We start from the raw sequence: 19,697 nt of genomic DNA on the forward strand, positions 1-19,697 counted from the left end.
CATCTGACAACGTTGTCCAGGCTCTATGCTCGACGCCACATCCTCATACAACCCCATGGACCGACGCATCCCCGTGGACGACAGGACAGGACAGCACATCGTGGCCGAGACCGCCCGCCGATCCGAGAACCGCTACGGAAACCGTCCGACCATGAAGGACGTAGCGGCACGTGCGGGAGTCGGCCTCAAGACGGTCTCGCGCGTAGTCAACGGCGAGCCGGGGGTCACCCCGGACACCGAGCGCCGCGTCCAGGAGGCCATCGACGCGCTCGGCTTTCGACGCAACGACAGCGCGCGGGTCCTGCGCAAGGGCCGCACCGCCAGCATCGGCCTCGTCCTGGAGGACCTCGCGGACCCGTTCTACGGGCCGCTGAGCCGCGCGGTCGAGGAGGTGGCCCGTGCCCACGGAGCCCTGCTGATCAACGGATCCAGCGCCGAGGACCCCGACCGCGAGCAGGAACTCGTCCTCGCCCTGTGCGCGCGCCGCGTGGACGGGCTCGTCGTCATTCCGGCGGGTGACGACCACCGCTACCTCGAGCCCGAGATAAAGGCCGGCGTGGCCACGGTCTTCGTGGACCGGCCGGCCGGAAAGATCGACGCCGACGTCGTCCTGTCGGACAGCTTCGGCGGCGCCCGGGACGGTGTCGCCCACCTCATCGCCCACGGCCACCGCCGGATCGGCTTCATCGGCGACATGCCCCGCATCCACACCGCCGCCGAGCGGCTGCGCGGCTACCGAGCCGCCATGGAGGACGCGGGCATACCGGTCGAGGACGCCTGGATGTCCCTCGGCGTCACCGACCCGCAGCGGGTGCGGAAGGCGGCCGAGGACATGCTGTCCGGCCCCTCCCCCGTCACCGCGATCTTCGCCGGCAACAACCGCGTCACCGTCACGGTCGTCCGTGTCATCGCCGAGCGCGGCCGCCCCGTCGCCCTCGTCGGTTTCGACGACATCGAGCTCGCCGACCTCCTCCAGCCCGGCGTGACCGTTGTCGCCCAGGACGCCGCCGCTCTCGGCCGCACCGCCGCCGAGCGGCTCTTCCGTCAGCTCGACGGCAACCTCGTCACCCCGGAGCGCATCGAACTCCCGACGCGCCTGATCACACGCGGCTCGGGGGAACTGCCGCCCGCGCGCTGAGCCATGGGCGCCCCGGACCCCCGTTCGCTCGACGCCCTCGGCCTCGCCGAGGCGCCGCGCGACCATCCGCTCAGCTATCCGGGCGCTTGGCCCGAGGAGTCCGGACTGCTCGACGGGGACCGGCTGTTGCCCCTGACACGCCTGGTGTACGAGGACCGTGTCCCGGTCGTGGCCGTCGGCTCCAACGCCTGCCCCGGCCAACTCCGGCACAAGATGGCGGAGTCCGAGGTGTCCGGCACGATCCCGATGGTGAAGGCGCGGGTAGCCGGCATCGGCGTCGGCGTGTCCGCCCACGTGAGCCTCATGGGGTACGTGTCCGCGTCGCCGTTCCATGCGCCGGGCGCGGTCAGCGAGTTGTTCGTCACCTGGCTCGACTCGGAGCAGCTCGCCGCAATCGACAGGAGCGAGGGGGTTTCCTCGGCGACCGGGGCGTACGACCGGGCCCGGCTTCCGTCGTCCGACGTCCGGATCGAGCTGGAGTCCGGCGAGCTGCTGCCCGGTGCGTACATCTACGTCAACCGGCGTGGGGTGCTTCACGACGGTGCCGGGGTGCCCCGGGCGCACCCCGGCGAGCATGCGCTGCTCGTCTCGCTCCTCGCCGGATCACCGCGTCTGCGGGAGCTGTTCGGGCGGACGCCCGAGGAGTTCTGCGCCCGGGCGCGCTTCGACAGGGGGCTGTGCGAGCGGGGGACCCGGCTGTTCGCCGAGGAGCGGCTCACCATGGCCTCCGGCCTCGAGGGATGCGTTTAGGCGTTCGCTCCGGCTTCGAGGTGCGGGTCGTCCGTGGCCGGTCGCGCCCACGCGGCGGAGCCGCACAACGTCACAACCCCGCGGCCCCTTTCAGGGCGCCCGCTGCTTCCCCGAGATCTCGGGGCGCTACTTCCCCGAGATGGTCAGGTCTCCCCGCCTCGGGCTCGCGAAGCCCTCCAAGTCCGCTCGTGTCAGGCCCGTCACCCTCGCGACCTCCGCGATGTCCAGGGCGCCACAGTCCAGGCCGCGCAGGAGGTAGCCGCTGAGGGCCTTGGCGGTGGCGGGCTCATCCATGACGTCACCGCCGGCGTGGGCGGCGTAGCGGGCGAGGCGGGCGGCGGCCTGTTCGAAGCCCTCGCGGTAGAAGGCGAAGACGGCGGCGTAGCGGGTGGGGATGTGGCCGGGGTGCATGTCCCAGCCCTGGTAGTAGGCGCGGGCCAGGGCACGGCGCGTGAGGCCGTAGTGCAGCCGCCAGGCGTCGTGGACCTTCTCGGTCGGGCCGACCGGCAGAACGTTCGTGGAGCCGTCGGAGACACGTACGCCGGTGCCCGCGGCCGCGACCTGCATGATCGCCTTGGCGTGGTCGGCGGCGGGGTGGTCGCTGGCCTGGTAGGCGGCGGAGACGCCGAGGCAGGCGCTGTAGTCGAAGGTGCCGTAGTGCAGACCGGTGGCGCGGCCCTCGGCGGCCTGGATCATCCGGGCCACGGTCGCGGTGCCGTCGGTGGCGAGGATGGACTGGCTGGTCTCGATCTGGATCTCGAAGCCGATCCGGCCGGGCTCCAGGCCGCGCGCCTTCTCGAACTCCTCCAGGAGCCGGACCATCGCGGTGACCTGCTCCGCGTACGTCACCTTCGGCAGTGTCAGCACGAGCCCGTCGGGCAGGCCGCCGGCCGCCATCAGACCGGTGAGGAAGATGTCGAGCGTGCGGATGCCCCGTTCGCGTACCGGCGCCTCCATGCACTTCATGCGGATGCCCATGTACGGGGCCGCCGTGCCGTTCTGGTACGCCTCGGCGATCAACCGGGCCGCGCGCGCCGCCGTCTCGTCCTCCTCGGCGTCCGGGCGCGGTCCGTAGCCGTCCTCGAAGTCGACGCGCAGGTCCTCGATGGGTTCGCGCTCCAGCTTGGCCCGTACGCGGTCGTAGACGGGCTGGGCGAGCTCGTCGGTGAGGCCCAGGACGGCGGCGAAGGAGGCGGCGTCCGGGGCGTGCTCGTCGAGGGTGGCAAGGGCCTGGTCGCCCCAGGAGCGGATGGTGTCGGCGGCGAACACATCACCGGGGACGTACACGGTGTGGACGGGCTGCCGGGTGCCGGGGTCTCCGGGGTAGCGGCGCTCCAGTTCGGCGTCGACCGGGGCGAGGGAGGCGCTGATCTCCTCGCTGACGGCGCCCGCGAGGCTCGTCGCCACCTTCTCCTGCTGACCCTGACCCATCCCACACCCTCCACTTTTCCGCAGTACGGAATCAACAATCCGTAGAATGAAGTTATCTGGGGACCTTCCCGCCGGTCAACACCCTCTTGGATCGCGGGACACCCCGATGCCCCGGCCCTTTCACACTTGTCTCTGTTCCTTCTTCCACACTGCGGTGCACACCCTTCATCCTGACTCGCGACCGAAGGAGCACACGTGTCGAACTCCACCAGAGTGACCCGGCGCAGGGGGCTCAGGACCGCGGCGGCCGCCGCGATCGCCATGCCCCTGCTCAGTACGGCGCAGACCTCCGCCGCCCGTCAAGGCGCCCGCCGCCTGGACGTCATGACCTTCAATCTCCGCTACGCGAGCAGCGCGGAACCCAACAGCTGGAAGGTGCGCCGCCCTGTCATGCGCGAGTTGCTGCGCCGGGAGCGGCCGCATATCTTAGGCACCCAGGAGGGGCTCTACCAGCAGGTCCGCGACGTCGGGACCGATCTCGGACCGCATTACGAATGGATCGGCACCGGCCGCGGGGGCGGCAGCCGCGACGAGTTCGTGGCGGTCTTCTACGACACCCGCCGCCTCGCACCGGCGGAGTACGACCACTTCTGGCTCTCCGACACCCCCGAGGTGATCGGCTCGAACACCTGGGGCGGCGTCTGCATCCGCATGGTCACCTGGGTCCGCTTCCGTGATCTCCGCGACGGGGAGCGGGAGTTCTACTTCCTCAACACCCACCTGGACAGCGCGAGTCAGAACGCACGCGCGCGTGGCGCCGCCCTGATCGGCGAGCGGATCGCCGGGCTCGACCGGTCCCTGCCGCTGCTCGCGACCGGCGACTTCAATGTCGCGGCCCACAGGAATCCGGTCTACGACACGATGCTGGGCGCCGGTCTCGTCGACACCTGGGACACGGCGGCCGAGCGCGGCCCGCTGTACTCCACCTTCCATGGCTACAAGCCGCTGGTGCCGGACGGCGACCGGATCGACTGGATCCTCGCCACGCCGGGCGTGACCGCACACCGGGCGGCGATCAACACGTACGCCCTGAAGGGTCAGTTCCCGAGCGACCACCTGCCTGTGCAGGCCACGCTGACCCTGGGATGAGCCGAGGCCCCCGTGACCGCGACGGTCACAGGGGCCTCGTGCCTCGGGGATGCTCAGCCCTTGCGGGACTTGATCTCCTCGGTCAGCTGCGGGACGACCTCGAAGAGGTCGCCGACCACGCCGTAGTCGACCAGGTCGAAGATCGGGGCCTCGGCGTCCTTGTTGATCGCCACGATCGTCTTCGACGTCTGCATGCCGGCGCGGTGCTGGATCGCGCCGGAGATGCCGGAGGCGATGTACAGCTGCGGGGACACGGACTTACCGGTCTGGCCGACCTGGTTGGAGTGCGGGTACCAGCCGGCGTCGACCGCGGCGCGCGAGGCGCCGACGGCGGCACCGAGGGAGTCGGCCAGCGCCTCGATGATCGAGAAGTTCTCGGCGCCGTTGACACCACGGCCGCCGGAGACCACGATCGCGGCCTCGGTCAGCTCGGGGCGACCGGTCGACTCGCGCGGGGTGCGTGCGGTGACCTTGGTGCCGGTGGCCTTCTCGGAGAAGGAGACCGCGAGGGCCTCGACGGCGCCGGCGGCCGGGGCGGCCTCCACGGGAGCCGAGTTCGGCTTGACCGTGATGACCGGGGTGCCCTTGGCAACACGGGACTTGGTGGTGAAGGAGGCGGCGAACGCGGACTGCGTGGCCACCGGGCCCTCGTCGCCGGCCTCCAGGTCGACGGCGTCGGTGATGATGCCGGAGCCGATACGGACCGCGAGGCGGGCCGCGATCTCCTTGCCCTCGGCGGAGGACGGCACCAGCACGGCGGCCGGGGAGACGGCCTCGTACGCGGCCTGCAGGGCGTCCACCTTCGGGACGACCAGGTAGTCGGCGTACTCGGCGGCGTCGTGCGTGAGGACCTTCACCGCACCGTGCTCGGCGAGCGCGGCGGCGGTGTTCTCGGCACCGGAGCCGAGGGCGACGGCGACGGGCTCGCCGATGCGACGGGCCAGCGTCAGCAGCTCGAGGGTGGGCTTGCGGACGGCACCGTCCACGTGGTCGACGTAGACGAGAACTTCAGCCATGGGAATGCTCTCCTGCGTGCTTTCGAAGTCTGAGGGTCGGTAAGCGGGGTGGGCCTTAGATGAACTTCTGGCCCGCGAGGAACTCAGCGAGCTGCTTGCCGCCCTCGCCCTCGTCCTTGACGATCGTGCCGGCGGTGCGCGCCGGGCGCTGGGCCGCGGAGTCCACCTTGGTCCAGGCGCCCTCGAGACCGACCTCGTCCGCCTCGATCTCCAGGTCCTCCAGGTCCCAGGACTCCACCGGCTTCTTCTTGGCGGCCATGATGCCCTTGAAGGAGGGGTAACGCGCCTCACCCGACTGGTCGGTGACCGACACGACGGCCGGAAGGGAAGCCTCCAGCTGCTCCGAGGCGGAGTCACCGTCACGGCGGCCCTTGACGACGCCGTCCTCGACGGAGACCTCGGAGAGCAGCGTGACCTGCGGGACGCCCAGGCGCTCGGCCAGCAGCGCGGGGACCACACCGGCGGTGCCGTCCGTGGAGGCCATGCCGGAGATGACCAGGTCGTACCCGGCCTTCTCGATCGCCTTCGCCAGCACCAGCGACGTACCGATGACGTCCGTGCCGTGCAGGTCGTCGTCCTCGACGTGGATGGCCTTGTCCGCGCCCATGGAAAGCGCCTTGCGCAGCGCGTCCTTGGCGTCCTCCGGGCCGACGGTCAGCACGGTGATCTCGGCGTCGTCGGCGTCCTCGGCGATCTGCAGCGCCTGCTCCACCGCGTATTCGTCGAGCTCCGAGAGCAGACCGTCCACGTCGTCACGGTCGACGGTCAGGTCATCGGCGAAGTGCCGGTCGCCAGTGGCGTCGGGCACGTACTTCACAGTGACAACGATCCTCAAGCTCACGCCGGCTCTCCTACTGCATCGTCATTTCTGGGCTGCCTTCTTTCAGGCAGCATAGGCGCCTGAAGCGGCCGATCCCGGTCGGGGCGACCCGCGCTCCGAACGAAATATTACTCGTCAGTACATCCATTGAATGCCCACTAAGCAAGCGCTTTGAACTGTGACCTTGGCAACGCTGCGTAACCGACGGGTAGGACCGGCGAGTAGCTTCAGTCACGCAGGCCGTTGAAGCGCCCCTGGTGGTACAGGAGCGGGCGGCCCGCGCCCGTGGGATCGCCCAGGACGACCTCGGCCAGCACGATGCGGTGATCGCCCGCGGGCACGCGTGCGACGACCCTGCAGACGAGCCACGCGAGCACGTCGTCGAGGACGGGAACTCCCTCGGGCCCCTTACGCCATCGGGTGGGCGCGCCGAAGCGGTCGGCCCCGCTCCTGGCGAAAGTGGCGGCCAGCTCCTGCTGGTGTTCGCCGAGTATGTGGACGCCGACGTGGTCGGACTCGGAAATCGCGGGCCAGCTGGAGGCGCCGACACCGATGCCGAAGGAGACGACGGGGGGCTCGGCGGAGACCGAGGTGAGCGAGGTGGCGGTGAAGCCGACGGGGCCCCCGCCGCCGGGAACCGTGATCACGGCGACACCGGCGGCGTGCCGCCGGAAGACGGAGCGCAGCAGGTCCGGAGAGGCTAGCTGGGGAGTGCCGAGGTCGGGCGTGGCCGTCATGGAGTTGTCCTTCTGGGTGGAATGACGAGCGGATCCGTGGCTGCTCAACAGCCCGGACACCGCGCACTCGCGGTGCGGGCCAGGTCCACGTGGACACGCTCGAAGAGAAGGAGTTCCGGGGGCATACGGTCAGGCTGACGATAGGTGGTGGGTGCAGTCAAGTGCGTCCCAGGATCTGGGAGATGCGTCACCAAGATCGCCGCGGTCTCATACGGCCTCCCCCAACGCGGCGATCACATCCGCCTTGCGCGGCTGACCGGTGGCGCGGCGTACGACCCGGCCCTCCGCGTCGAGCACCAGCACGGTCGGGGTCTTCAAGATGTCGAGTTCGCGGACGAGTTCCAGGCGGTCCTCGGCGTCGATCTCGATGTGGGTCACGCCCGGGACCATCTCGGCCACCTCGCCGAGGACCCTGCGTGTCGCCCGGCACGGGGCGCAGAAGGCACTGGAGAACTGGACGAGCGTGGCCCGTTCACCGAGCCCCTCCCCCAACTCCGCCGCGCCGAGCCGCTTTCCGCCGTCGCGCCCGCGCACTCTCACCCTCCCGCTCCGCCGCTGATGCAGCACTCCGTACGCGCTCGCCAGCGCGAGCACCACCACGCACACCACAAGTCCGGTCATCCTCTGCACAAGCATTCACGAGACCGCAAAGATTCCCGACTCCACGGATCCCCCCTCATGCGGAATGCTTGATTCATGGACATCGATGTGAGGGGCCCGCGATTCGGTGCGGCGGTGACGACCGTCGTACTGGCGGTCGTGCTGATCAGCGGAAGCGCCTGGCTACTGGCCTGGCAGGTGCTGGCGTTCGCGCTGGGCGCGGCGGGCGGGGTGGCGCGCTCTCCGTACGGCTGGCTGTTCCGGAAGGTCGTGCGCCCCCGTCTGGGGCCGCCGACGGAGTTCGAGGCGCCCGAACCGCCGCAGTTCGCGCAGGCGGTAGGACTCGTCTTCGCGGTGGTGGGGCTGATCGGCTACACCGCGGGACCGCAGTGGCTGGGGCTCGCCGCGACCGGTTGCGCGCTCGCCGCGGCGTTCCTCAATGCGGCGTTCGGGTACTGCTTGGGATGCGAGTTGTACCTGGTCGTACGCCGCATGACGGTACGTCCGGAGTAAAGGCGGGTTAAAAGTCCGAGGTGGATCAAGTGATGGACGTGACGAGGATCTCGCCGCTCTGCGGCACCAGGACTGGCCCCCCGTCCGTTCTTCGGGCACGATCTGCCCAATGCCGTAAACCTACGGCTGCGTAACTTTCCCGCCGGGAGACCCCTTCCCAGGCAGAGAGAAGGGTCCACTCCGTCCATGGCAGAGCTTGTCTACCGTCCCGTCGTCGGTCTCGCCCAAACGTTGTTCAGGGCCTGGGACCTCAAGATCGACTGCAAGGGATCGGAGAACATTCCGCGCTCGGGCGGCGCCGTGCTGGTGAGCAATCACATCAGCTATCTGGACTTCATCTTCGATGGTCTGGCCGCCCTGCCGCAGAAGCGTCTGGTGCGCTTCATGGCGAAGGAGTCGGTCTTCCGGCACAAGGTCTCCGGTCCGCTGATGCGCGGCATGAAGCACATCCCCGTGGACCGCAAGCAGGGTGAGACGGCGTACCAGCACGCGCTGGAGTCGCTGCGCTCCGGCGAGATCGTCGGCGTCTTCCCCGAGGCGACCATCTCGCAGTCCTTCACCTTGAAGAGCTTCAAGTCGGGTGCCGCGCGCATGGCCCAGGAGGCCGGCGTCCCGCTGATCCCGATCGCCCTGTGGGGCACCCAGCGGCTGTGGACCAAGGGGCACCCGCGCAACTTCAAGCGCAGCCACACCCCGATCACCGTCCGGGTCGGCGGGCCGGTGGAGGCGCCGCAGGACCAGTACGCGGGCGCCATCACGCGGCGTCTGCGCGAGCGCGTCCAGGAGCTCCTGGAGGCCGCGCAGCGCGCCTATCCCGTACGGCCCAAGGGTCCGGAGGACACCTGGTGGATGCCCGCCCACCTCGGTGGCACGGCGCCGACTCCCGAAGAGGTGAAGGCGGCCGAGGCCCGCTGAATCGTCGCCTCCGGCCCGGCCGGGGACGCGCTGAATCGTCACTCCTGGGGCGGCCGAGCGCGCGCCGCATGATGACTAAGGCGCGGCGGCGCGCGCGGAATCGCCGTTCCAGGGCGGCCGGACGCTACTGAAGCGAAGCCGGGGCGTGGACCTCTTTTCCACTTCTCCACGCCCTCCGGCCGCGCTCTACGCCGTCTGGACGCTCCGTCAGCCGACGGATACCTTCCCGTATCGAGCGGAAGTCCGGGGAAGGGGGCCCGAGTTCCGTGCTGGCAGAAGTCGCGGCCGGCGTGATCGTGGAAGCCGTCACCGCAACGGCCCGGTGGCTGCGGCGCGCGTCGGCGAGTACGGGCGGCCGGGGCCAGGCCCTGCTCCGCTGGTTCGACACCTGTCAGCTCGTGCCCGCGCGGGGCCACGGCCCCGCGCGGCCGGTCGAGGAGTTCCTGCGCTGCGACGACGGCCAGGCCGTGGTGCACGAGCTGCTCGCCGCCCGACTCACCGACGCGCCGGAATCAGTGATTGCGGGGCTGCGCGAGGCGTATGTGTCCTGCGCCCGTGGCGTGGCCATTGCCCTCGTCGACCAGTGAGTTGCGTTCTTCGGGGTGCTCTCCAGTGTCCTGGTGACCACGGCGGCGACCTGCTCGTCGGTGACCGTCCTGGGTCCGCCGGACCGTGGCATGTCGCCCAGGCCGGCGATCCGGTGCTCGATACACCGAGCCCGCCAGCGTCCCACCGCATGGGGTGTCGAGCCGAGTTGGGCGGCCACATCCTTATTGGACGCCCCGCTCGCGCACGCCAGGATGATCCGGCACCGCAAAGCCCACGCCTGCGGCGTGGAACGGCGCCGCACCCACCCCTCCAGCGCACCCCGTTCCACAGTCGCAGGTATGCCTGCCAGAGACGGTCGGCGTCCGCCGGAGTGGCGTTGGTGCCGGACCACCACAGCCAGACCGGCTTCGGTGTTGCTCCGCTGGGCAGGTGGCCGATGTCCAGGCGGATCACCGTCCCTTCGACGATGGGGAGGGTGCCGTCGGCGGCTGCCCAGGAAGAGCGGTGGGTCAGTTTGGGGTGGAGTCGGTCCCAGGAACGGGCCCTGGCGGTGCCGTAGAGACGTGTGTCGGCAACCGTTTCGGTGTCCGGGGTGCCCCAGGTGTCAGGCTGCCCGAAGACGAACTCGCCGCCATGCCGGGGCGGTCGGCCCTGGGTGTGCGGGAGCCGCGGTGGGACAGCCCTGCGCAGGACGCGGTCGGATCGCATCCTGGCCAGCACCTGGACCGGCAGGTCTTTGAGGAGGAAGCCGAGGCGGGGTGCGTCGTATCCGGCGTCCGCGACGATGAGGATGTCGGGGTCGCCCGTCCGCCACTGCCCCGCGGTGATCAGTCGCTGAAGCAGATCGCGCAACTGCCGGGCGGTGACCGTGGCGGTGTCGTCCCCGGGTCTCAGACGCAGTGCGTCCAGCGGTGCGGTCCATGAGCTGCGGCCCGGCTCGAGCGCGCAGATGATCGAGTACGGCCAGCCGGGGATGGGGATGTGCTGGTCCTTGCCCCGGCCATAGGTGTGGCACAGGATCCGTTCCGGTGAGGTGTGGGCGTCGGGCCGCAGCCAGCAGGTGACATCGACAGCCAGGACCAGCCGGCCGTCGGCAGCCCGCGGCAGCGGCACTGCGGCCAGTGCCCGCCGCAGCCGGCCGGCATCGATGCGTCCACGGGCCACAGCCGCGTAGAGCCCGCCATGGCCGCGGCGGTGTTCACCCACCAGTGACAGCTCGGCCGGCGACCTCACCGGCCCATCGCCGCACAGAACGGCATCAGCCAGCTCGAACAACGCGTCCGAACGAGCGGTCAGACAGGCATAGAACTCCCCCCGGAAGCATGACAGTTGTGCCAACGCCTCTCGCCGGGCGTCGTGATGCAGCAGACTCATCCTCACGGCCTTCGTGCTGGACGTGTGTGTTCCTTGGTCGGAGCACATGTTCAGCCGAAGGCCGCTTCCATGTACGGCGGTTACCGGACCGGTGATCAAGTTCGACACACCATTCGACGCCGGACGTTAAAGATCAAGCTAGGGCCTGTCGCGAAAGTGGATCGGCTGTCAGACCTGCCTGGGATGCTCCGAGCATGGAGATGACAGCGCAACTGACGATCGACTGCTCCGATCCGCAGAGAATGGTGACTTTCTGGGCCGAGGCCCTGGGCTACGTGCCTGAGCCCCCGCCGGGCGGGCACGCCACGTGGCGTGCTTACTGGGCGGCGGTGGGGGTGCCCGAGGCAGACCTGCCAGCCGGTGCCGGGGATATTCCGGAGTCGATCATCGATCCCGCGGGACGTGGACCGAGGGTGTGGTTCCAGCAGGTTCCGGAGCCGAAGGTCGCCAAGAACCGGTGGCACTTCGACCTGAAGGTCGGTGGGGGCCGTGACGTCCCACTGGACGCCCGCACACAGCGGGTCAAGGCTACGGTGGAACGGCTGGTCAAAGCTGGTGCCACCATGCTGCAGATCAAGGATGAGCCGGACATGGGGCTCTACGCCGCCGCCATGCAGGACCCCGAGGGCAACGAATTCGACGTCGTCTGAGGGCCATTGGGACGGTGCTGGTCACAGCCACTCGTTCACGGCTGCGACCAGCACCAGCCGACGGTGACGACGCAGATGCGGTCGCTGGAGGAGCAGTTGGGTCGGCGGCCGCGCGGCTGCTGAGCCTTTCCCAGCCGACGGGTCCTCGATGTGATCAGCCAGGTGTCCGACAAGGTCGCACGGCACTTCGGCGGCACTCTCAGCTTCCGTGCTCTCGTCCCCGCCCCCGGGGCACGGACCGACTGGCGGCTGCCGGACAACAGTCGCTCCTTCGCCCGCGTCGCAGCCACGGTCCTCGCGGGCGTGGGCGGGCAGTACAAGGCGGTCGCAAAAACGCTGGAGACGGCGCTCGAAACCTCAGAGGCACGCCAGAAGATCGCGCCACCGAAGAATCCGCTGTCCGCCTCGCGAGGTGACAGCGTGTCGGGAGGCGCTGCTGTACGACGATCCGCACCGGCCTCTACCTGGATCCAACGACGTCCTGGAAGTGCCCTGAACCCGCCGCGTGCCTGGGCCCGGCGCGAGGTGAACTTCCTGCGACAGCCCTAGGTTGCGGCGCCTCACCACCTACTGCGGAGCATGCACCGTGATCTGCGCACCGGGGCTGAACTTCTCCAGCAGTTCGGCGAGTTCGGCGCCGGCGGACTCGACGTCGGCCACCGGCATCGGCGCCAGGCTCTCCAGCAGGAAGATCGCCGATACGGACTCTTCCGTGAGCCGGGTGCGCGGACCCTGCCGCCAGTTCCAGCGTCGGCAGGTGACGCCCGCGTCGTCGCGCCACACCACCTCGCCCGCGTCGGGGTGCTCGACGGCCTCCTCGCCGCCCGCGACGGTCACGAAGTCCTCGTCGCCGGTGGCGCGCACGAGTCGCATCGCGCCCTGGATGTGGTCGATGTCCTCACCGCCGACCGGGATCAGGTGGGCGACGCTGATCGCGTTGTAGACGTCCACGAGGACGTTGATCCGAGGCAGTCCGGCGTCCGAGAGGGCGCGCTTGGCCAGCGCCTCCGCCGAGTTGCGGGTGCGCGACGGCTTGGAGCCGAATGCGGTGTACATCTCCCGCCAGGCCGCCAGGTGCGGATCCTCGTGCGGAGCCCGACCGTCCAGGCGTACGGCAAGTCGTCGCGCCGCGTCGTCGAGCAGCGCCGAAGTCTCCGCGGTGCTGGGACCGTTGACCAGTCCGTACGCCCCGATGGCGACATGGGTGAAGCCGGGCGCGAGGGCGCGCACCTCGTCGGACACGGTGAGCGTGAGAGTCATCGTCTGCCTTGCCTGCCTTGGCTCAGAATGCGGTGGGGAGCGTCTGCCAGAGGGAGGGCCGGTCCGGGGCCTCCTTGAGGGCACGCAGAACGGCCGGGTGAGGTTCAGCGTACAGTACCGGGTAGTCCACCTCACTGGACTTCCGGTCGGGCACCCAGGCCAGCCGCTCGCCGTCGAGCGAGAACTGCGCGTCGACGCCGGGCTTGTTCCCCCGGCAGTCCTGCCGGTGCCAGGCCCCGTTGAACCGGACAGCCACCAGACCGTGCACGGCGTGCCCGCTGCCGTCGTCGTGCAGCAGCGACTGGTAGCACAGGGCCGTCGGGATGTCCTCCGCCCGCAGCAGCGCTGCCAGCGCGTGCGCCTTGGCGTGACAGATGCCGGTGCGCCGCTCCAGGACGTCGGAGGCGCGCCAGGTGACGCGCAGGTCACCCGCGTCCTGCGAGTGCGGAATGGCGTCGCGCACGAACTCGTATGCGGCCTGCGCATAGGCATACGAGTCGGCGGCACCCTTCGCGAGGCGTGCGGCCACCTCGCGGACGACCGGGTGGTGATGGTCGATGACCTCGCCGGCGGCCAAGTAGGCAGACAGGTCAGGGGTTTCCTGGATGAGCTCCATGCCTGCAGAGCATAGGAATACGGTCGACCGGGAGTCAATGACTTTTCGATCGACCGTATATCTATGCATTGCTGCAGGCTAGTGGTGGGCCATCTCCTCCTTGAGAGCCGCCACGAACCCGTCGACATCGTCCTCGGTCGTGTCGAAGGCGCACATCCAGCGGACGTCGCCCGCGGTCTCGTCCCAGAAGTAGAAGCGATAGCGCTTCTGCAGGCGCTCGCTCACGTCGTGCGGCAGCCGCGCGAAGACCGCGTTGGCCTGGACCGGATAGAGGATCTCCACCCCGTGCACCGCGCGTACGCCCTCGGCCAGTCGCTGCGCCATCTCGTTCGAGTGCCGCGCGTTGCGCAGCCACAGGTCCTTGGCGAGCAGCGCCTCCAGCTGTACGGAGACGAAGCGCATCTTGGAGGCGAGCTGCATCGACAGCTTGCGCAGATGCTTCATATGGCTGACGGCGTCCTGGTTGAGGACGACGACGGCCTCGCCGAACAGCGCGCCGTTCTTCGTCCCGCCCAGCGACAGGATGTCGACGCCGACCGCGTTGGTGAACGTCCGCATCGGGACGTCCAGGGAGGCAGCCGCGTTGGATATCCGGGACCCGTCCAGGTGCACCTTCATGCCGTGCGCGTGGGCGTGGTCGCAGATCGCGCGGATCTCGTCGGGCGTGTAGAGGGTGCCCAGCTCGGTGCTCTGAGTGATGGAGACGACCTGGGGCATCGCCCGGTGCTCGTCGTCCCACCCGAACGCCTGCCGGTCGATCAGCTCGGGGGTGAGCTTCCCGTCGGGCGTGGGCACCGTGAGCAGCTTGAGGCCACCCATGCGCTCGGGGGCGCCGCCCTCGTCGACGTTGATGTGCGCACTCTCCGCGCAGATCACCGCGCCCCAGCGGTCGGTGACCGCCTGGAGCGCTACCACGTTCGCTCCGGTCCCGTTGAAGACGGGGAACGCCTCCGCCGTGGCACCGAAATGGCTGCGGATGATCTGCTGGAGGTTCGCGGTGTAGTCGTCCTCGCCGTACGCGACCTGATGGCCGTCGTTAGCCAGCGCCAGGGCGGCCAGCACCTCCGGGTGGGCCCCCGCGTAGTTGTCGCTGGCGAAACCTCGGACGGCCGGGTCGTGGTGACGCTTCGCGTCGGTCTTCGGAGGGTTCACGGAGTCTCGGTGAGCCACAGACGGTTTCCGTTCACTTCTGCGGCGGACTTCTCCCAGACGCCGGCGATGGCCTCGGCCAGGTCCTTGACGTCCGTGAAGCCCGCGAACTTCGCGTTCGGGCGCTCGGCGCGCATCGCGTCGTGCACCAGTGCCTTGACCACCAGGATCGCAGCCGCCGACGTCGGCCCCTCGGCACCCCCGGCCTTGCGGAAGAAGTCGGCCATGGCCAGCGTCCACGCTTCGGCGGCGGCCTTGGCGGCGGCGTAGGCGGCGTTGCCCGCGGTGGGCTTGCTCGCGCCCGCCGCGCTGATCAGGAGGTACCGGCCGCGGTCGCTGCGCTGCAGCGCCTCGTGGAACGCGAGGGAGGTGTGCTGCACCGTGCGGATGAGCAGCAGCTCCAGGAAATCCCAGTCGTCGAGGCTGGTCTTGGTGAACGTCTCGCTGCCACGCCAGCCGCCGACGAGATGGACCAGGCCGTCGACCCGGCCGAAGTCCTTCTCGATACGGGTGGCCCAGTCGCGGGTCGAGTCCAGGTCGAGCAGGTCGACCGTGTCCCCGACGACGGTGGCACCGCCGTGCCCGTAGCGGGCCGCGTCCACGGCCTCCGCGAGCCGCTCGGGGTCGTTGTCCGAACCGACGACGATCGCACCCGCGTCGGCAAGCCGGGCCAGCGTCGCGCGCCCGGCGGGTCCACCCGCACCGGCCACCGCGATCACCGCACCGCTGAGAGCTCCGTTGCCCATCTTCTTCGCCTCCTGAGCGTCCTCGACGCGGGCGCTCACGCGGCGACCCGCTCGGCGCTCGTCGCGGTGATGCCCTTGGTGGAGGCGATCACGTTCTTCAGCTTCTTGGAGAGCGCCTCATAGAACATGCTCAGGGGAAACTCGTCCGGAAGCACGTCGTCCACGAGCTTACGCGGCGGCTGGGTCAGGTCGAGGGCATCCGGGCCCTTGGCCCACTGGGATCCGGGGTGCGGGGCGAGGTAGGTGGAGACCAGCTCGTACGCCTTGAACCAGTGGACGAGCTTGGGGCGGTCGATGCCGGACCTGTAGAGGTCCTCGATCTCGCCGCACAGCTGGTTGGTGACCTGCGGAGCGCGCTGCCAGTCGATGTGCAGCTTGTTGTCGGTCCAGCGGACGACGTCGTGCTTGTGCAGGTAGGCGAAGAGGAGCTGGCCGCCGAGACCGTCGTAGTTGCGGACGCGGTCGCCGGAGACCGGGAAGCGGAACATCCGGTCGAAGAGCACGGCGTACTGCACGTCACGGCCGTGCCCGTTGCCCTCGGCCTCCAGCTTCACGGCCTCCTTGAAGGCGGTGAGGTCGCAGCGCAGCTCCTCCAGGCCGTACATCCAGAACGGCTGGCGCTGCTTGATCATGAACGGGTCGAACGGCAGGTCGCCGCGGCTGTGGGTGCGGTCGTGGACCATGTCCCACAGCACGAAGGCCTGCTCGCAGCGCTGCTGGTCGTGGACCATGGCCGCGATGTCCTCGGGCAGCTCCAGGCCCAGGATGCCCACGGCCGCGTCGGTGACGGCACGGAACCGGGCGGCCTCGCGGTCGCAGAAGATGCCGCCCCAGGAGAAGCGCTCGGGCGCCTCGCGCACGGCGATGGTCTCGGGGAAGAGAACGGCCGAATTCGTGTCGTAGCCCGCGGTGAAGTCCTCGAAACTGATGCCGCAGAAGAGCGGATTGTCGTAGCGGGTGCGCTCCAGTTCGGCCAGCCAGTCCGGCCACACCATGCGCAGCACGACCGCTTCGAAGTTGCGGTTCGGGTTGCCGTTCTGCGTGTACATCGGGAAGACGACCAGGTGCTGGAGGCCGTCCTCGCGGTCCGCGGCGGGCTGGAAGGCCAGCAGCGAGTCCAGGAAGTCGGGCACCCCGAAGCCGCCGTCGGCCCAGCGCCGCAGATCCTTCACGACCGCCTCGTGGTAGGCCGCGTCGTGCGGCAGCAGCGGGGCGAGCCGCTCGATGGCGTCTATGGCACGGCGTACGGCCAGATCGGCGTCGGACGCGTCAGGGGCGCCCTCGGCCTCGAAGTCGATGGAGCCGTCCTTGGACTGCCAGGGCCGGATCTCCTCCACGGCATCCTTGAGCACGGGCCATGCCGGGTGCTCCACCACCCTGCCCACGGGAGGAACCCGCTCCTCCGTACCCACCTGCACAAGAATTTCCGTCATGTCCCATCCTTCACAGGAGAACCTCGCGTATGGACACCGTATGTAAGTGAGGTTCCTTCCCGCAAGGGGAGACTCTGGAGATTATCCTGCGCACCCCCCATCATCACCGCTCTTTTTCCTGTCGGACACCGTGGAAGCAATCACTTCCGCTACGTGCCACCGGGCGGCGCGGGCGTCCGCGAGAAGCTCGGGGAAGCCGAAGAATCCATGGAACATACCCGGATAGTGATCCTCGGTGACCCGTATGCCCGACTTGCTTAGTTTTGCCGCATATGATCGACCCTCGTCGCAGAGGAGGTCGAAGCCCGCCGTGACGATGTGGGCCGGCGCCAGTCCGTGCGGATCGGCCACCAGGGGGGAGGCATGCGGGTGCGCCCGGTCGCCGTCGGACCCGAAGTACTGCTCGACGAACCAGCGGCCGTGGGCCGGCGTGAGGAAGTACCCCGCACCGTCCCACCGGGAGGTGTCGCCCCGTGGCCGTACATCCGTCGCGGGATAGACGAGCACCTGGAGCGCGAGCTCCGGTCCGCCCCGGTCGCGGGCGATCAGCGCGGCCACGGCCGCCAGGTTCCCGCCCGCACTGTCGCCCGCGGCCACCAACGCGCCCGGCTCCCCACCCAGTTCGCCGATGTGCTCCGCGGCCCAGCACAGCGCGGCGTACGCGTCGTCGACGGCCGCGGGGAAGCGAGCCTCCGGCGCGAGCCGGTAGTCGACCGAGACGACGACCGCACCGGCGTCACGGCACAGGGCGCGCGCGATGGGGTCATGGGTGTCCAGGCCGCCGATGACCCATCCGCCGCCATGGAAGAAGACGACCGTGGGGCGGTGCACGGGTAGCCGGACCGGATCCGCATACGGCTCCGGCTCCGGCTCCGGCATCCGCTCCTGCTCCTGCTCCTGCTCCTGCATCCGCTGCGGCTGCGGCTGCGGCTGCGGCCGATAAATGCGTACGGGGATCTCCGGCGCCCCCTTCGGACCCGGTATCGCCCGGTTCTCGACCGAGCCCACGGTCGGCGGCTCGAAGGGCCACGGGGGCGCGGCTGCGAGGATGCGGCGAGCCTCGGCCGCTTCGGTGACGGTGCCTCCGAGGTCCGGGAAGTGGACCCTGATGGCGTCGATGAGGGCGAGGACGTCGGGCGCGGGTTCGGTGGGCATCGCGACACCTCTTCAGGTTGGTCGGAGGGACCCCTTGCCGGGGCCGAGTCATGACTAACCGTCAGTCCCGCAAGAGGCAAGGGCTGCGGCCGCCGGTCAACCGCCACGGGACTCGCCCACCCCAGAGTGACCCGTCGCGGCGGCCCGACGTGGATCTTCCCTGCCAGGCGCCGTCATTGCCCCGCGTACGAACGGGTACATCGCCCAGCGGGGCCATTAGGCTGCGGCCTTGCCGCGTGGGCGCCGCCGTCGGTTCCACGCGCGAGCCGAGCCGCCGTCGACGGAAGCGAGTCGAATCTTGAACTTCCTCACCATCGGTCATCGCGGAGTGATGGGTGTCGAGCCCGAGAACACTCTCCGTTCCTTCATCGCCGCCCAGCACGCGGGCCTCGACCTGATCGAACTCGATCTGCATCTGAGCAAGGACGGCGCTCTCGTCGTCATGCACGACGCCGAAGTGGACCGTACGACCGACGGCTCGGGGCCGATCGCCGAGAAAACACTCGCCGAGCTGCGCGCGCTGGACGCGGGACGCGGTGAGCACGTCCCCGTCTTCGAGGAGGTCCTGGACGCCGTCAGGACGCCGCTGCAGGCCGAGATCAAGGACCTGGCGGCGGCCAGGGCGCTGGCCGAGGTCATGCACCGGCGGGACCTGGTCGGGCGGGTCGAGGTGTCGTCGTTCCACGACGAGGCGATCGCGGAGATCGCCCGACTCGTGCCGGGCGTCCGCACCGCGCTCATCGCGAGCCGCTATGGCATCGATGTCGTGGAGCGCGCCACGGAGGCCGGCGCCGAGACCGTCTGCCTCAACATCCGCCGGCTGACCCTGGAGGTCGTCGAGGCCGCCAGGAAGGCCGACCTGCGGATCATCGGCTGGGTGGTGAACACCCAGGACCAGCTGCGGCTGGTGCGTGCGCTGGAGCTGGACGGCGCGACCACCGACTATCCCGAGATCAAGCGCACCGGCCGCTTCACCGCGTGAACGTCACGCCAGCGGCTTGACCAGCAGCTCGAACTGCAGGTCGTCACGCTGCGGAACGCCGAAGCGCTCGTCGCCGTACGGGAAGGGCGTCATCTTTCCCGTACGGCGGTAGCCGCGCCGCTCGTACCAGGCGATGAGGTCGTCGCGTACGGAGATCACGGTCATGTGCATCTCCGCGACACCCCAGATCTCCCGTGCGTGCCGCTCCGCCTCCGCGATGATCACCTTGCCGAGACCCCCGCCCTGCAGTGTGGGGCTGACCGCGAACATCCCGAAGTAGGCGTGGTCGCCGCGGTGCTCGAGCTGGCAGCAGGCGACGACAGCGCCGTCCCGCTCCACCGTCAGCAGTCGGCTGTCGGGCGACTTGATGACGGCGAGCACGCCTTCGGGGTCGGTCCGCTGCCCTTCGAGGATGTCCGCCTCCGTGGTCCAGCCGGTCCGGCTGGAGTCTCCGCGGTACGCCGACTCGATCAGCGCGACCAAAGCGTCCACATCGACGTCGGTGGCGTCGCGGAAGGTCAATCCGGCGGAAGCGGCGGTGTCCATGGAGCGTTTCTCCGTTCGGTGGCGCGGCTTGGGCACCGACGAGCGTAACCCTCCCCTAGGCTCCGGCTGCATGGTGCATGTACTGAGCAGCCGAACCCTCCTTCGCCCCACCGACCCGGAGCGCTCCCGGACCTTCTACGGCGAGCAGCTGGGCCTCGCCGTCTACCGCGAGTTCGGCACGGGACCCGAGCGCGGGACCGTCTACTTCCTCGGCGGCGGCTTCCTGGA

21 protein-coding genes and 2 pseudogenes are annotated in these 19,697 nt (G+C 69.6%); 9 read left to right on the top strand and 14 right to left on the bottom strand.

Going from position 1 to position 19,697, the window contains the following annotated elements; genetic code table 11:
* Positions 1 to 55: 55 nt before the first annotated feature.
* Entirely contained in the window at positions 56 to 1,138 is a 1,083-nt protein-coding gene (locus IEY95_RS02245) for a LacI family DNA-binding transcriptional regulator (RefSeq protein WP_189184087.1), read from the top strand.
* A gap of 3 nt (positions 1,139 to 1,141) precedes the next feature.
* On the top strand, positions 1,142 to 1,888 hold the full coding sequence (locus IEY95_RS02250) for a hypothetical protein (protein WP_189184088.1): 747 nt from the start codon (positions 1,142 to 1,144) through the stop codon (positions 1,886 to 1,888).
* A gap of 126 nt (positions 1,889 to 2,014) precedes the next feature.
* Here the strand turns inward: IEY95_RS02250 and IEY95_RS02255 are convergent, their stop codons facing one another.
* Positions 2,015 to 3,319 carry a DUF6986 family protein gene (locus IEY95_RS02255; RefSeq protein ID WP_189184089.1) on the bottom strand — a complete coding sequence of 435 codons (1,305 nt, stop codon included), beginning with the start codon at positions 3,317 to 3,319 and terminating at the stop codon, positions 2,015 to 2,017.
* Between the two features lie 195 nt (positions 3,320 to 3,514).
* On the opposite strand from IEY95_RS02255, the gene IEY95_RS02260 reads away from it, so the two are divergent.
* Positions 3,515 to 4,408: an endonuclease/exonuclease/phosphatase family protein gene (locus IEY95_RS02260; protein WP_229702515.1), complete on the top strand. Its 894-nt coding sequence runs from the start codon at positions 3,515 to 3,517 to the stop codon at positions 4,406 to 4,408.
* A 53-nt stretch (positions 4,409 to 4,461) separates the two neighbouring features.
* On the opposite strand, the gene IEY95_RS02265 is transcribed toward IEY95_RS02260, so the two are convergent.
* The 4 genes from IEY95_RS02265 to IEY95_RS02280 all read right to left on the bottom strand — a co-directional run bounded on the left by IEY95_RS02265 (position 4,462) and on the right by IEY95_RS02280 (position 7,602).
* Entirely contained in the window at positions 4,462 to 5,424 is a 963-nt protein-coding gene (locus IEY95_RS02265) for an electron transfer flavoprotein subunit alpha/FixB family protein (RefSeq protein WP_189184090.1), read from the bottom strand.
* 55 nt (positions 5,425 to 5,479) lie between these two features.
* Positions 5,480 to 6,265 carry an electron transfer flavoprotein subunit beta/FixA family protein gene (locus IEY95_RS02270; RefSeq protein WP_189184091.1) on the bottom strand — a complete coding sequence of 262 codons (786 nt, stop codon included), beginning with the start codon at positions 6,263 to 6,265 and terminating at the stop codon, positions 5,480 to 5,482.
* Positions 6,266 to 6,471: 206 nt separating this feature from the next.
* Positions 6,472 to 6,981, bottom strand: coding sequence for a flavin reductase family protein (locus tag IEY95_RS02275; protein ID WP_189184092.1), 510 nt, complete (start codon positions 6,979 to 6,981; stop codon positions 6,472 to 6,474).
* A 207-nt stretch (positions 6,982 to 7,188) separates the two neighbouring features.
* Positions 7,189 to 7,602, bottom strand: a complete 414-nt coding sequence (locus tag IEY95_RS02280; RefSeq protein ID WP_189184093.1) for a TlpA family protein disulfide reductase — start codon at positions 7,600 to 7,602, stop codon at positions 7,189 to 7,191.
* Positions 7,603 to 7,677: 75 nt separating this feature from the next.
* Between IEY95_RS02280 and IEY95_RS02285 the strand changes: the two genes are divergently transcribed.
* On the top strand, positions 7,678 to 8,094 hold the full coding sequence (locus IEY95_RS02285) for a DUF4395 domain-containing protein (RefSeq protein WP_189184094.1): 417 nt from the start codon (positions 7,678 to 7,680) through the stop codon (positions 8,092 to 8,094).
* Positions 8,095 to 8,280: 186 nt separating this feature from the next.
* Positions 8,281 to 9,009, top strand: a complete 729-nt coding sequence (locus IEY95_RS02290) for a lysophospholipid acyltransferase family protein (protein ID WP_189184095.1) — start codon at positions 8,281 to 8,283, stop codon at positions 9,007 to 9,009.
* Positions 9,010 to 9,400: 391 nt separating this feature from the next.
* On the opposite strand, the gene IEY95_RS51175 is transcribed toward IEY95_RS02290, so the two are convergent.
* On the bottom strand, positions 9,401 to 9,952 hold the full coding sequence (locus tag IEY95_RS51175) for a helix-turn-helix domain-containing protein (RefSeq protein WP_505992898.1): 552 nt from the start codon (positions 9,950 to 9,952) through the stop codon (positions 9,401 to 9,403).
* Positions 9,889 to 10,932 (bottom strand): annotated as a pseudogene (locus IEY95_RS02305) (transposase); the annotation flags it as partial. The gene IEY95_RS51175 and the pseudogene IEY95_RS02305, both read right to left, overlap by 64 nt.
* A gap of 194 nt (positions 10,933 to 11,126) precedes the next feature.
* On the opposite strand from IEY95_RS02305, the gene IEY95_RS02310 reads away from it, so the two are divergent.
* Together IEY95_RS02310 and IEY95_RS02315 are read left to right on the top strand one after the other, a co-directional pair.
* A complete protein-coding gene (locus IEY95_RS02310) occupies positions 11,127 to 11,582 on the top strand; it encodes a VOC family protein (RefSeq protein ID WP_189184097.1) in 456 nt (151 codons plus the stop codon).
* Positions 11,583 to 11,744: 162 nt separating this feature from the next.
* Positions 11,745 to 12,131 (top strand): hypothetical protein, encoded by a 387-nt coding sequence (locus IEY95_RS02315; RefSeq protein WP_189184098.1) that lies wholly within the window; start codon positions 11,745 to 11,747, stop codon positions 12,129 to 12,131.
* A gap of 18 nt (positions 12,132 to 12,149) precedes the next feature.
* On the opposite strand, the gene IEY95_RS02320 is transcribed toward IEY95_RS02315, so the two are convergent.
* From IEY95_RS02320 to IEY95_RS02345, 6 genes are all read right to left on the bottom strand, one after another.
* Entirely contained in the window at positions 12,150 to 12,842 is a 693-nt protein-coding gene (locus IEY95_RS02320; protein ID WP_189184099.1) for a B3/B4 domain-containing protein, read from the bottom strand.
* Positions 12,843 to 12,864: 22 nt separating this feature from the next.
* Positions 12,865 to 13,458, bottom strand: coding sequence for a transglutaminase domain-containing protein (locus IEY95_RS02325; RefSeq protein ID WP_189184100.1), 594 nt, complete (start codon positions 13,456 to 13,458; stop codon positions 12,865 to 12,867).
* A 78-nt stretch (positions 13,459 to 13,536) separates the two neighbouring features.
* A complete protein-coding gene (locus IEY95_RS02330; protein WP_189184101.1) occupies positions 13,537 to 14,610 on the bottom strand; it encodes a threonine aldolase family protein in 1,074 nt (357 codons plus the stop codon).
* A complete protein-coding gene (locus tag IEY95_RS02335; RefSeq protein ID WP_189184614.1) occupies positions 14,607 to 15,353 on the bottom strand; it encodes an SDR family NAD(P)-dependent oxidoreductase in 747 nt (248 codons plus the stop codon). The genes IEY95_RS02330 and IEY95_RS02335 overlap by 4 nt, the downstream gene beginning before the upstream one ends.
* Positions 15,354 to 15,388: 35 nt before the next feature.
* Positions 15,389 to 16,786 carry a DUF6421 family protein gene (locus tag IEY95_RS02340; RefSeq protein WP_189184102.1) on the bottom strand — a complete coding sequence of 466 codons (1,398 nt, stop codon included), beginning with the start codon at positions 16,784 to 16,786 and terminating at the stop codon, positions 15,389 to 15,391.
* A gap of 81 nt (positions 16,787 to 16,867) precedes the next feature.
* Positions 16,868 to 17,941 carry an alpha/beta hydrolase gene (locus IEY95_RS02345; protein ID WP_189184103.1) on the bottom strand — a complete coding sequence of 358 codons (1,074 nt, stop codon included), beginning with the start codon at positions 17,939 to 17,941 and terminating at the stop codon, positions 16,868 to 16,870.
* A gap of 298 nt (positions 17,942 to 18,239) precedes the next feature.
* Between IEY95_RS02345 and IEY95_RS02350 the strand changes: the two genes are divergently transcribed.
* Entirely contained in the window at positions 18,240 to 18,923 is a 684-nt protein-coding gene (locus IEY95_RS02350; protein WP_189184104.1) for a glycerophosphodiester phosphodiesterase, read from the top strand.
* Between the two features lie 3 nt (positions 18,924 to 18,926).
* Here IEY95_RS02350 and IEY95_RS02355 read toward each other — a convergent pair whose 3' ends face one another.
* Positions 18,927 to 19,469: a GNAT family N-acetyltransferase gene (locus IEY95_RS02355; protein ID WP_189184105.1), complete on the bottom strand. Its 543-nt coding sequence runs from the start codon at positions 19,467 to 19,469 to the stop codon at positions 18,927 to 18,929.
* A gap of 70 nt (positions 19,470 to 19,539) precedes the next feature.
* Between IEY95_RS02355 and IEY95_RS48635 the strand changes: the two are divergent.
* Positions 19,540 to 19,697, top strand: a pseudogene (locus tag IEY95_RS48635) (VOC family protein); the annotation flags it as partial.

The organism is Streptomyces albiflavescens, assembly GCF_014645835.1.
GTDB lineage: Bacteria > Actinomycetota > Actinomycetes > Streptomycetales > Streptomycetaceae > Streptomyces > Streptomyces albiflavescens.

What these genes read in the sequence shown, in the direction of transcription:
- IEY95_RS02255 (WP_189184089.1), bottom strand. Translation starts at nt 3,319, where the DNA reads ATGGGTCAGGGTCAGCAGGAGAAGGTGGCGACGAGCCTCGCGGGCGCC.
- IEY95_RS02345 (WP_189184103.1), bottom strand. Translation starts at nt 17,941, where the DNA reads ATGCCCACCGAACCCGCGCCCGACGTCCTCGCCCTCATCGACGCCATC.
- IEY95_RS02285 (WP_189184094.1), top strand. Translation starts at nt 7,678, where the DNA reads ATGGACATCGATGTGAGGGGCCCGCGATTCGGTGCGGCGGTGACGACC.
- IEY95_RS02325 (WP_189184100.1), bottom strand. Translation starts at nt 13,458, where the DNA reads ATGGAGCTCATCCAGGAAACCCCTGACCTGTCTGCCTACTTGGCCGCC.
- IEY95_RS02275 (WP_189184092.1), bottom strand. Translation starts at nt 6,981, where the DNA reads ATGACGGCCACGCCCGACCTCGGCACTCCCCAGCTAGCCTCTCCGGAC.
- IEY95_RS02355 (WP_189184105.1), bottom strand. Translation starts at nt 19,469, where the DNA reads ATGGACACCGCCGCTTCCGCCGGATTGACCTTCCGCGACGCCACCGAC.
- IEY95_RS02340 (WP_189184102.1), bottom strand. Translation starts at nt 16,786, where the DNA reads ATGACGGAAATTCTTGTGCAGGTGGGTACGGAGGAGCGGGTTCCTCCC.
- IEY95_RS02280 (WP_189184093.1), bottom strand. Translation starts at nt 7,602, where the DNA reads ATGACCGGACTTGTGGTGTGCGTGGTGGTGCTCGCGCTGGCGAGCGCG.
- IEY95_RS02265 (WP_189184090.1), bottom strand. Translation starts at nt 5,424, where the DNA reads ATGGCTGAAGTTCTCGTCTACGTCGACCACGTGGACGGTGCCGTCCGC.
- IEY95_RS02335 (WP_189184614.1), bottom strand. Translation starts at nt 15,353, where the DNA reads ATGGGCAACGGAGCTCTCAGCGGTGCGGTGATCGCGGTGGCCGGTGCG.
- IEY95_RS02320 (WP_189184099.1), bottom strand. Translation starts at nt 12,842, where the DNA reads ATGACTCTCACGCTCACCGTGTCCGACGAGGTGCGCGCCCTCGCGCCC.
- IEY95_RS02310 (WP_189184097.1), top strand. Translation starts at nt 11,127, where the DNA reads ATGGAGATGACAGCGCAACTGACGATCGACTGCTCCGATCCGCAGAGA.
- IEY95_RS02245 (WP_189184087.1), top strand. Translation starts at nt 56, where the DNA reads ATGGACCGACGCATCCCCGTGGACGACAGGACAGGACAGCACATCGTG.
- IEY95_RS02290 (WP_189184095.1), top strand. Translation starts at nt 8,281, where the DNA reads ATGGCAGAGCTTGTCTACCGTCCCGTCGTCGGTCTCGCCCAAACGTTG.
- IEY95_RS02250 (WP_189184088.1), top strand. Translation starts at nt 1,142, where the DNA reads ATGGGCGCCCCGGACCCCCGTTCGCTCGACGCCCTCGGCCTCGCCGAG.